Source organism: Thermodesulfobacteriota bacterium (genome assembly GCA_040756475.1).
Lineage (GTDB): Bacteria > Desulfobacterota > Deferrisomatia > Deferrisomatales > JACRMM01 > JBFLZB01.
In genome coordinates, this window is sequence record JBFLZB010000343.1 from 1 (window position 1) to 2199 (window position 2199).

Here is a 2199-nt window from a genome sequence, read left to right on the forward strand (position 1 = left end):
GATCGGGGCCTCCCGGGTCTTCCTCGGGGTCCACTACCCCACCGACGTCCTCGCGGGGGCGGCGCTGGGCAGCGCCATCGGGGCCGGGAGCGGGGCGCTGGCGGGTGCCCTGGCCCGGGTGCTGGGAGGGTGACCGTTCGCACCGCCGCGCCCGTCTCGCCAGGAGCCTCTACTACGGAGCGGGGAGGACGGTCGTCAGGAACCCGAAGGATGAGCTCAAGACCGGCACCTTCCATGCGATGCTCGCACAACTCGGCATCGCCCTCGAAGACTTTCAGGATGGATGAAATGCACCGATTCCGATACCCCGTCACGCTGACCCCTGATCAAACCGACGGGGGCTGGGTCGTGACCTTCGCGGACGTTCCCGAAGCCATTACACAAGGGGAGACAGTGGAGGAGTGCCTGGAGCAGGCCGCCGACTGCCTGGAGGAAGCCATTGCCGCGAGAATCGAAGACGGCATGCCCCTGCCGGAGCCCTCCGATGCAGCGGTCGGCCAGCCGTCGGTGGACTTGCCGCTGCAGACGGCACTCAAGGCAGCCCTGTACCTGTCGGCTCGGGAATCAGGAGTGAGCAAGTCCGAACTGGGCCGGCGTCTGGCAGTGGACGAGCGAGAGGCCCGCCGCATCCTCGATCCTCGATACGGCACCAAACTGCCCACCCTGGAGCGCGCGCTGCATGCCTTGGGCAAGCGCGTGGAGCTTCGGGTGGAGTGAACGCAGCGCCTGCTCGACCAGCGGCTCCTCCGCCACCGCCCCGAACTCGCACCGCCATCGCAGCACGTGAGACGTTGTGTCCCAGTTCACGATTCGTAGCACACTGGCGGCGATACTAAACCAGGACGCACGTCCACCCCCGCGGGGAAGGCCGAGCCGGCCAGGAGGCCGAGGAGCGCGGCCGCCAGGTAGACGAGGACCTGGTTTCGCTCCAGGGCCTCGCGGGTCACGGCGGCCCCTCACCCCCGAGGCGCGAAGAGCTGGGCCAGCGACCGGGCGAAGCCCTCCAGGGCGGCGGGCTCGGGGAGGGGGAGCCGAAGCTCCACGCGGCCGTCGTCGGTGGGTACGAGGCACTCCCCCAGGCGGGCCGAGACGGCGGCGGCGAGCCGCTCGGCCTCTTCGGCGCCCGGCCCCTTGCCCAGGACCTCCCCCAGAAAGGCAGCCGCCGCCCCCAGGAGCCGGCCCCCGGCCTCGGCCACCTTGTCTCTTCGCCGCAGGCGCTCGAGCTCGGCCTCCACCTGCCGGCGCTGGCTCTCGTCCACGGGGGCCGGGGGCTTGCCGCCCACCAGGACCTCGAGGCGCTTCTTGAGCTCTTCGATGCCGCTGCGAAAATCCACCTCGGTGACGTCCGAGTCCGGGTCCAGGGCGGCCAGGGCCAGGTCGTGCTTGGCGGCCAGGGTGCCCAGCAGGCCCTCCTCCAGGGTGTCCTGGGTGACGAGCAGGTACACCTGCACGGGGCGCTTCTGGCCCATCCGGTGCGCCCGGGCGATGCGCTGCTCGAGCACCGCCGGGTTCCAGGGCAGGTCCACGTTGACCACGGTGTCGGCGGCCTGGAGGTTGAGGCCGGTGGAGCCGGCGTTGGTGGTGAGGAAGAGCTTGGTCTCCGGGTCGGCCTGGAACCGCCTCACCAGCCCCTGGCGGCGGGCCTGGGGCACCGAGCCGTCCAGGCGCACGTAGGCGGCGCCGCGCTTGGCCAGGAGCGGCTCCACGAGGCCGAGCATGGTGGTCCACTCGGAGAAGAGGACGATCTTTCGCCCCTCCTCGGCCAGGAGGTCCCCCAGGAGCTGGTCGAGCTCGGCGAGCTTGGAGGAGTAGCCGGGGGGCTGCTTGTCCACCAGGAAGGTGCTGTTGGCCGCCATGCGGCACAGGAGCAGCGCCTTCTGGAGCCGCAGGAGGTCCATCTCGGTGAGGAACTTCTTGCGCACGATGCTCGAGATGACCCGCTGCTGGCCGTCGTGGATCTCGAGCTGCTCCGCGGTGGGGGGGATGCGCCGCACTTCGGTCGTCCGGGGCGGGAGCTCCTTCATCACCTGGGCCCGGGTGCGCCGCAGGAGCACGGGAGCGAGCTTGCCCCGCAGGTCGTCCAGGTTCTTGTACCCCAGCACCTTGCCCCGCTCGTCGGTCACCCGGTGGCGGTGGAAGAACCGGAAGGCGGGCCCCAGGCGCCGGTCGTCGATGAACTCCACCACGGAGAACAGGTCG

The 2199-nt window shown here is 70.6% G+C and carries 4 protein-coding genes; 2 read left to right on the top strand and 2 right to left on the bottom strand.

The window, feature by feature from the left end; all coding sequences use genetic code 11:
- The first annotated feature begins 1 nt into the window (after position 1).
- Complete coding sequence (locus tag AB1578_23500) at positions 2-133, top strand: phosphatase PAP2 family protein (GenBank protein ID MEW6490864.1); 132 nt, start codon at positions 2-4, stop codon at positions 131-133.
- Positions 134-288: 155 nt separating this feature from the next.
- Positions 289-717 carry a type II toxin-antitoxin system HicB family antitoxin gene (locus AB1578_23505; protein MEW6490865.1) on the top strand — a complete coding sequence of 143 codons (429 nt, stop codon included), beginning with the start codon at positions 289-291 and terminating at the stop codon, positions 715-717.
- An 86-nt stretch (positions 718-803) separates the two neighbouring features.
- Here the strand turns inward: AB1578_23505 and AB1578_23510 are convergent, their stop codons facing one another.
- Both AB1578_23510 and AB1578_23515 read right to left on the bottom strand, forming a co-directional pair.
- Positions 804-947 (bottom strand): hypothetical protein, encoded by a 144-nt coding sequence (locus AB1578_23510; protein MEW6490866.1) that lies wholly within the window; start codon positions 945-947, stop codon positions 804-806.
- 9 nt (positions 948-956) lie between these two features.
- Positions 957-2199 (bottom strand): DEAD/DEAH box helicase (locus AB1578_23515; GenBank protein MEW6490867.1); only part of this gene is annotated, 1243 nt, incomplete at its 5' end.

Excerpts from the sequence above, each read along its gene's own strand:
- AB1578_23505 (MEW6490865.1), top strand. The coding sequence starts at position 289 with ATGCACCGATTCCGATACCCCGTCACGCTGACCCCTGATCAAACCGAC.